The organism is Sphingopyxis sp. (genome assembly GCF_016463645.1).
Lineage (GTDB): Bacteria > Pseudomonadota > Alphaproteobacteria > Sphingomonadales > Sphingomonadaceae > Sphingopyxis.
Genome location: NZ_JAEMQX010000129.1, coordinates 1,739 through 9,396, shown reverse-complemented (window position 1 = coordinate 9,396; position 7,658 = coordinate 1,739). Strand labels below are relative to the sequence as shown.

The 7,658-nt window shown below is 64.4% G+C and carries 6 protein-coding genes and 1 pseudogene; 3 read left to right on the top strand and 4 right to left on the bottom strand.

Annotated features, from left to right (window positions below):
• The coding region (locus JHC57_RS18680; RefSeq protein ID WP_294031946.1) for a TOBE domain-containing protein at positions 1-741 on the top strand (741 nt) is incomplete at its 5' end.
• Between the two features lie 292 nt (positions 742-1,033).
• Here the strand turns inward: JHC57_RS18680 and JHC57_RS18675 are convergent.
• The 4 genes from JHC57_RS18675 to JHC57_RS18660 all read right to left on the bottom strand — a co-directional run bounded on the left by JHC57_RS18675 (position 1,034) and on the right by JHC57_RS18660 (position 5,258).
• Positions 1,034-1,972, bottom strand: coding sequence for a DUF808 domain-containing protein (locus JHC57_RS18675; RefSeq protein ID WP_294031944.1), 939 nt, complete (start codon positions 1,970-1,972; stop codon positions 1,034-1,036).
• A 20-nt stretch (positions 1,973-1,992) separates the two neighbouring features.
• A complete protein-coding gene (locus JHC57_RS18670; RefSeq protein WP_294031942.1) occupies positions 1,993-3,366 on the bottom strand; it encodes an aspartate aminotransferase family protein in 1,374 nt (457 codons plus the stop codon).
• 105 nt (positions 3,367-3,471) lie between these two features.
• The gene (locus JHC57_RS18665; RefSeq protein ID WP_294031940.1) at positions 3,472-4,212 is read right to left on the bottom strand and encodes a gamma-glutamyl-gamma-aminobutyrate hydrolase family protein; all 741 of its coding nucleotides are present in this window, start codon (positions 4,210-4,212) and stop codon (positions 3,472-3,474) included.
• A 74-nt stretch (positions 4,213-4,286) separates the two neighbouring features.
• Positions 4,287-5,258 carry an ROK family protein gene (locus JHC57_RS18660; RefSeq protein ID WP_294031938.1) on the bottom strand — a complete coding sequence of 324 codons (972 nt, stop codon included), beginning with the start codon at positions 5,256-5,258 and terminating at the stop codon, positions 4,287-4,289.
• 149 nt (positions 5,259-5,407) lie between these two features.
• On the opposite strand from JHC57_RS18660, the gene JHC57_RS18655 reads away from it, so the two are divergent.
• Together JHC57_RS18655 and JHC57_RS18650 are read left to right on the top strand one after the other, a co-directional pair.
• Positions 5,408-6,259, top strand: a complete 852-nt coding sequence (locus tag JHC57_RS18655; protein WP_294031936.1) for a class I SAM-dependent methyltransferase — start codon at positions 5,408-5,410, stop codon at positions 6,257-6,259.
• Positions 6,260-6,362: 103 nt separating this feature from the next.
• Positions 6,363-7,658, top strand: a pseudogene (locus tag JHC57_RS18650) (autotransporter domain-containing protein); the annotation flags it as partial.

The window sequence follows — 7,658 nt, the reverse complement described above, 5'->3', positions numbered from 1 at the left end:
TTCGAGACGCGCATGCCCGACCAGATGTCGGGCGGCCAGCGCCAGCGCGTCGCGCTCGCTCGCAGCCTCGTCATGCGCCCCAAGGTGCTGCTGCTCGACGAGCCGCTGTCGGCGCTCGATGCGAAGCTTCGCGCGCAGATGCAGTTCGAGCTTTCGGAACTGCAGGAAAAGGTCGGTATCACCTTTGTCACCGTCACTCACGACCAGGACGAGGCGTTGTCGATGGCGTGCCGGATCGCCGTGATAAACAAGGGCGATGTATCACAGCTCGCAACCCCGTCGGACCTCTACGAATATCCCGCGAACCGTTTCGTCGCCGATTTCGTCGGCTCGGTGAATATCTTCGAGGGCAAGCTGACCCTCGACGAGCCCGACAAGGCCGCTGTCGACTGCCCGGGACTCGGCAAGGTCTATCTCAACCACGGCGTCACCGGACCGCACGGCGCCGATGTCTGGGTCGCGCTGCGGCCCGAGAAAATCTATCTCCACGTCCCCGGCGAAGGCAAGGCGGTCAGGGCCGCGGCGCAGGATGCACCGGACGGCTACAATTTCGCGCGCGGCAAGATCAAGGGCATGAGCTACCTCGGCGATATCACCCTGTTCGAGATCGAGCTGGAAACCGGCGCGCGCATCCGCGTGTCGCGCCCGAACCTGTCGCGCCACGATCAGGAAGATTTCACCTGGGACGACAGGGTCAGCATGCACTGGCGCGCCGACAGCCCGGTGGTTTTGCTGGGCTGACGGCCGCACCGCAATAAGCGCTTTCCTACATTACTCCGGTGTGAGAGCCTTTGGTTTGGCTCTTTCTCCCCGTCTGTCCGATCCGCATCGCTCACTGCCCTGAAGCGACAAAGGAGACATTTTCCGACGCGCACGTCGGTATCCCTTGTCCCCTTAAGGCCACAAAGGACACAATTTCGATCCGCGCATGCGGGGCTTTTGTGGCTTTAAGCGCCCTTCGTCGCTCTCGAACGAGACATATGGACTCGTTCGCACCGATCCGGAAGATCAAGTCCGGGATGACGATGGACCATTAATGTGCCGCCTTCTTTCCCGGCACGAAGTGCAACAGCCCGACGATCACCCCGCCAAGCAGCAGGCCGAAGATGCCGTCGCCGGTCGCCTTGATCAGCCAGGTCCACAGCCCTTCCAGCGGCAGCCCTCCGGCAATCGAATGCGCGAGCGATTCCAGCGCCTCGGCGATGCCGCCGATATGATATTCGTGCAGCCCGTGCAGCACGATCTGTCCGCCGACCCACAGCATCGCCGCGGTCCCGATGACGGCCAGCGCAGCCAGCAATTTCGGCATGAATGACACCAACCCGCGCCCGATCGCGCGGCGTGCGCTATTGCCTTCCTTCGCCATATGCAGGCCGATGTCGTCCATCTTCACGATCAATCCGACGACGCCGTAAACCGCTATGGTGATCAATACCGCGACGACCGCGAGCGTCGCTGCGCGCATCGCGAAATGCTCGTCGAGCACCTCGTTCAGCGCGATCACCATGATCTCGGCCGACAGGATGAAGTCGGTGCGCACCGCGCCCTTCACCATCGCCTCTTCATGGTCCTTGTCGGCGACGATCTCGGCATCTTCGGCAAGGCTTGTCTTGTCCTCCTGCAGCGAGTGCAGCACCTTTTCGGCGCCCTCGAAGCAGAGATAGGCGCCGCCCAGCATCAGGAGCGGCGTGATCGCCCACGGTACGAAGGTCGAGAGCAGCAGCAGCGCCGGCAGGATCAGCACCAGCTTGTTGAAGATCGAGCCCTTCGTGATCCGCCAGATGATCGGCAGCTCGCGGTCGGGGGTAAAACCGGTGACGTAGCGCGGCGTCACCGCGGTATCGTCGACGACCACCCCTGCCGCCTTCACCCCGGCCTTCGACGCCGCGGCGCCGATATCGTCGATGCTCGCGGCAGCGACCTTGGCAATCGTCGCAATATCGTCGAGCAAGGCAAAAAGGCCGGAAGGCATAAGGGTTTGATCTTTCCCGTTCAGAGCGCCCGGAGCTTGGGCATCACCTCATCCAGGGATTTGCGGATGATGGCAACCATCTCGTCGATCTGTTCGGTGGTGATGATCAGCGGCGGGCACATGACGAGGCTGTCGCGGATGCCGCGTACCATCAGCCCGTTCGCGATACACGCGTCGCGCGCCATTGGTCCCGCGGTCCCTTCGGCCCCGCCGAAGCGTGCGCGCGTTTCCTTGTCGGCAACGATCTCGACCGCGCCGAGCAGCCCGACCGAGCGTGTCTCGCCGACGAGCGGATGATCGTTCAGCGTCGCGAGCGCCTTCGCCAGATGCGGTCCCGTGACGCTACCGGTGCGCTCGACCAGCCCCTCCCGCTCGATGATCTCGATATTCCTGAGTGCCACGGCGGCGGCGACCGGGTGGCCCGAATAGGTGAAGCCGTGGACGAAATCGCCGCCGGTCTTGAGCACATCGACGACATGGCCCGCGACCGCGGTCGCCGAGATCGGAAGATAGCCCGACGACAGCCCCTTCGCCATCGGCATCAGGTCGGGCGTAAAGCCCATCGTTTCATGCCCCCACATCCTGCCCGTGCGTCCGAAACCGCAGATGACCTCGTCCGAGACGAGGAGCAGTCCGTATTTGCGCACAACCGCCTCGACCTTCGGCCAATAACCCTTGGGCGGGATGATCACACCCCCGGCGCCCTGCACCGGCTCGCCGATGAAGGCGGCGCAATTTTCGGGTCCGACCTCGAGGATCCTCTCCTCGATCGCTTGCACACAGGCGTCGCAGAACTCATCCTCGGTCATCCCCTGCGCTTCGTTATAGGCATAGGGCTGGCGCACATGCTCGACGCCCGGGACCGGCAGATCGCCCTGCACATGCATCGCCTTCATGCCCCCGAGCGAGACACCCGCCACGGTCGAGCCATGATAGGCATTCCATCGACTGATGAAGACGGTGCGCTTCGGCTCACCCTTCAGCTTCCAGTAATGGCGCACCATGCGGAACACGGTGTCGTTCGCCTCGCTGCCCGATGCATTGAAGAAGATGTGCGGCAGACGGTTGCCGGTGAGTGATGCGATCTTCGCCGCGAGCGTCACGGTCGGCGGCGTCGCGGTCTTGAAGAAGGTGTTGTAGAAGGGCAGCTCGCGCATCTGCGCCGCCGCCGCCTCGACCAATTCCTCGCGGCCATAGCCGACGTTGACGCACCACAGGCCCGCCATGCCATCGAGGATGCGGTGGCCGTCGCCGTCATGGATATAACAGCCCTCGGCATGGGTTACGATACGGCTGCCGCCGAGCTTTTCGATCTCGGCCCAGTCGGCCTGCGCGGGAAGATGGTGCGCGACGTCGAGGCGGCGCAGTTCGGCGATGTCGTGATTGCGGGGCATGCTGAAACTCCTGATTGTCTGGAAACGGAAAGAAACCGGATCCGGAAAATCAGGGCGAGAAGCTGATCCGCGCGAGATAGCGGTCGTAACGCGTGATGCGCCGGTTCATAGCGAGCCTCGCAGGGCCTGCCCGAGCAGGCGGAAATAGGTCTGGCTTTCGGCATTTCCGTCGACCGCCCATTCGGGATGCCATTGCACGGCAAGCAACGGCGCACCGTTCGGGCGCGCACTGAAGGCCTCGACGAGCCCGTCAGGCGCGCGCGCCTCGACCGACAGGCCGTCGGCCAACCGACCTACCCCCTGATAATGGACCGAGTTCACGTCGAGCGACGAAGCGCCATAAGCCGAGGCCAGCATTCCGCCCTTGACCAGATCGACATGGTGGCGGTGATCGAACATCGCGTCGAACAAGGTGCCGTCAGGCGTGTGATGCTGCAGCAATTCGCCGTTGGTCGCCGTGTCGCGGCGCAGCGTTCCGCCGAGCGCGACATTGATGTCCTGAAAGCCGCGGCAGATACCGAACAGCGGGCGCTCCGCCGCGATGACGGCCTCGACGAGATCGCGCATCATCCGGTCTCGGTCGGGGTCGAACGGCCCCTCGCCCGCATCATCCTCGCCATAGCGCACGGGTTCGATATTCGACGGCGATCCGGTGAGCAACACACCGTCGAGCCGATCGACGATTTCGTCGGCACGCATATAGTCGGGAAGCGACGGGATCAGCAGCGCAGCGCAATCGGCGTGCCGCATCGCCGCCATTGCATAGCGGTTCATCACCGCCTGCGCATATTCGGCTCCGACCTGCCGGTTGCAGGCGATGATGCCGAGGACGGGGCGGGCGGACACTTGGTGCGAAATCCTTCAGGAAGCGTGGTTCCCTTGCTGCCGATTTTCTCCGCTCGATGCCAGCGATATTTGCGTCAGGGATGCAGGCGCGCGAACGCCGCCGCAGCGCCGAACAGGCCGGGCTGCGGGTGCGTGATCAGCTTGACCGGCAGCGCCGACATGAAACCCTCGAAACGGCCCTTTTCGATGAAGCGTTCGGGAAATCCGGAGCGCACGAGGCTGTCGCGAATGCGCAGGCCAAGCCCGCCCGCGACGACGACGCCGCTCGCGCCCTGCGCCAGTGCAAGGTCGCCCGCGACACTGCCGAGCGACAGGCAGAAGCGATCGACCGCCGCCGCGGCAAGGCTGTCGCCTCCTTCCAGCGCATTGGTCCAGATCGCCTTGTCATCGAACCGCGGGATCGAGCGCCCTTCGAGCGCCGCCAGCGTTTCATAGATGTCGACGATCCCGGGCCCGGAAACGATCCGCTCGATCGACACACGCCGGTGCCGCTTGCGCAGCCGCGCAAGGATCGCATCCTCGATGCTGTCGAGCGGCGCGAAGTCGATATGCCCGCCTTCGGTCGCCTGAACACGATAATCGGCGCCGTCGCGCCACACATGCGCCACGCCGAGCCCGGTGCCCGGTCCGATGATCGTGATCGTCCCGGTGGTCGGCAGCTGCTCGTCGGGACCGGTAAGCCGCTCGAAATAGTTTTCGTCGGCCTGCGCCACCGCATGGCCGACCGCCTCGAAATCATTGACCAGCGCATAGCGGTCTACGTTCAGCTTCTCGTTGATCAATGCGGGGCGGATGATCCACGGATTGTTGGTGAAACGGATGATGTCGCCGCGCGTCGGCCCGGCGATCGCAATGGCGACTGCACGCGGCAATGCGCCGCCCTGCTGACGCTCGAAATCCTGCCACGCGGTCTGAAAGCTTGCATGATCCTTGGTGTGGAGCGTGGTCGCCTCGCCGAGCGACACCACTCGGCCGCCTTCGATCCCGGCGATTGCGAAGCGCGCATGCGTGCCGCCGATGTCCACCGTGACGATCCGTTCGCTCATGACTCTCCCTTGCCGGTCCCGCATGGCCGGTGCCATCTTGGCATGTCGCACAGCCGGGGGCGATGCAACAAGGCATAGCTATGCGCGCACCTTGCCCTTTCCGCTCGGCGCGCCCAATTGAGAATTATTCGCAACAAGAAAGTTTGCCGATGTCCGATACCCAGCCCGCCCCGACTCATGACTGGAATGGCGATAGCGGAACCCGCTGGGCCGCCAATCTGGCGCGGCTCGACCTGATGCTGGAAGATTTCGGCAATGCTGCGCTGACGGCCGCCAATGCGCAGCCCGGCGAGCACATCCTTGATATCGGCTGTGGTTCGGGCACCTCGACCTTCCCGCTAGCGGAGAAAACCGGACCCGACGGGTACGTGCTCGGCATCGACATTTCGAGGCAGCTTGTCGAGATAGCGCGCGCCGCGACTCCCGTCGGCGCACAGGTCGAGTTTCGATGCGCCGACGCCACCACCACGCCGCTGCCGGCGGGAGGTTTCGACGTGCTTTTCTCCCGCTTCGGCGTGATGTTCTTCGATGACCCGGTGGCTGCCTTCACGCATATGCGGCGTGCACTGAAGCCGGAGGGAAGGCTCGCCTTCGTCTGCTGGCGCGGCGCGCAGGAGAATGGCTGGGTGCGCCTGCCCATGGCGGCGATCCGGAACATCGTGCAGCCCGCGCCCGTCGATCCGGACGCGCCCGGTCCCTTTGCCTTCGGCAATCGGCAACGGCTAGCCGATATTCTGTCCGCAGCAGGCTTTGTCGCGATCGATATAGCGCCGTTCGATACGAACATTTCCTACGGTCGCGGCACCACGCGGGAAGAGGCCGTCGATGATGCGCTCGACATGGCATTTCAGGTCGGACCGCTGTCGCGTGGGCTTGCCGATCAGCCTGAAGAATTGCGCGCGGAAGCGGCCGTTGCCGTTCGCGCCGCGTTCGCAAAACAGCCTGGCGACCGCTCGGTGCTGATCGATGGCGCCGCATGGATCGTCACCGCCCAAAACTGAATTGAGGCACCGACAAAGATTTTTTCCAAGGCTGCGCAGACGCAACTCCGTCTTGTGGTTGTCGCCGGGGAGACATCCCGGCCCCGATCTCAAGAGGAACCCGATGCGCAAAACCCTGCTGGCCTCCACCTGCCTGGCTACCCTTCTTTCGACGACGGCCTATGCCGAAACGACGATCAGCACCGCTACCACGACGCCGGTACGGACGTCGACGATCAAGTCCGGCGCCGCCGACGATATCAAGATCGTCGCCGCCGGATCGATCAAGCCGGCCGCAACAGGCCCGGCGGTCACGATCGACAGCAATCACAAGGTCGTGAACGAAGGCACAATCGAATTCAGCAACGTCGACGGCGCGACGGGTATTCTCGCAAACGCGGGGACGTCGGGCGGGATCACGAACAGCGCCACCGGCAAGATCACCATCGGCGAAACCTATGCCCCCACTGACATCGACAATGACGGCGACCTCGACGGCGCATTCGCCATCGGCAGCAACCGTGTCGGGATCGCTACAGCGGGTGCCTTCTCCGGCAACATCGTCAATTCGGGCGCGATTTCGATCGAAGGCAATGATTCGGCCGGGATTCGCCTCGGCGGTCCGCTGACCGGCAATTTCACCAACGACGGCTCGGTCACGGTCATCGGCGACCGCGCGCTTGGTGTCGGTCTCCAGAATGTGACGGGCAATGTCCGCCTTGCCGGCACGATTGCCGCGCAGGGCGTCGATGCGATCGGCGCACGGCTCGCCGGCGATATCACCGGCGCGCTCGTCGTCCAGGGCAGCCTGACCTCGACCGGCTACCGCTTTACCACGCCTCCCGCCGACCCGTCGAAGCTCGACGCCGACGATCTGCTGATCGGCGGCAGCGCGCTTTCGGTTGAAGGCGATGTGACGGGCGGCATCATCCTCGCCGTCGCGCCCAAGGATACCAAGGCCGATGACAAGGATGAGGACAAGGACGGCATCGACGACGACAAGGAAGGCAATGCGCTCGTTCGCTCCTTCGGTTCGGCGGCCGCGATCAGGATCGGCTCGGCGGATCGCGCCGTGGCGATCGGCGCGGTACCCGGCACGGGCACCGGCCTCGGTTTCATCATCGATGGCGCGGTACTCGGCAACGGCCTCTACGCCGGCAAGGACGGCAACGCGATCCAGATCGGCGGCCTCGGCGGCGCGGTCACCATCGCGGGCGGCATCGGCATCGGCGGAACAGGCAGCGTAACCGCACTCTCGAAGGACGCCGCCGCGACCGCCATCCGCATCGGCAGCGGCGCGACCACCCCGGAAATCCGTAACGCCGGCAAGATCGAGGCGACGACCGCCGGCAATGCTGCGGGCGCGGTTGCAACGGCTGTCCTGATCGAGACCGGCGGCGACGTCCCGCTGATCCGTAAC

What these genes read in the sequence shown, in the direction of transcription:
- JHC57_RS18675 (WP_294031944.1), bottom strand. Translation starts at nt 1,972, where the DNA reads ATGCCTTCCGGCCTTTTTGCCTTGCTCGACGATATTGCGACGATTGCC.
- JHC57_RS18670 (WP_294031942.1), bottom strand. Translation starts at nt 3,366, where the DNA reads ATGCCCCGCAATCACGACATCGCCGAACTGCGCCGCCTCGACGTCGCG.
- JHC57_RS18660 (WP_294031938.1), bottom strand. Translation starts at nt 5,258, where the DNA reads ATGAGCGAACGGATCGTCACGGTGGACATCGGCGGCACGCATGCGCGC.
- JHC57_RS18655 (WP_294031936.1), top strand. Translation starts at nt 5,408, where the DNA reads ATGTCCGATACCCAGCCCGCCCCGACTCATGACTGGAATGGCGATAGC.